Source organism: Rahnella sp. BCC 1045, from assembly GCF_019049615.1.
Lineage (GTDB): Bacteria > Pseudomonadota > Gammaproteobacteria > Enterobacterales > Enterobacteriaceae > Rahnella > Rahnella contaminans.
Map to the genome: position 1 here is coordinate 1 of NZ_JAFMOZ010000008.1, position 258 is coordinate 258.

At 67.4% G+C, this 258-nt stretch carries 1 pseudogene; it reads right to left on the reverse strand.

Annotation, left to right across the window (positions count from 1 at the left end):
• Positions 1-258 (reverse strand): annotated as a pseudogene (locus J1782_RS00035) (hypothetical protein); the annotation flags it as partial.

A 258-nucleotide genomic window follows, 5' to 3' on the forward strand; every position in this document is an offset into this window, starting at 1 on the left:
TGTATTTCGCGCCTGCGGCGGAAAGCCCCGCGCCCGCAGCCCCGGCTGCCGCATTTCCGCCCTGCATTTCGGCGACGATGGCGCCGGCGAGGGCGTGGCTGATGATGCGTTCGGCACCTTCGGCGGTATTGTTTTTGATGAACTCGGCCATGTACGGCGCGGCGGCTCCGGCGACGGCGGAACTCCAGTCGCCGCCCGTCAGGCCCTGTATGGCGGCTGTGATGGCCTGAATCGCCTGCTGTTTGTAGCTGCCGGTGC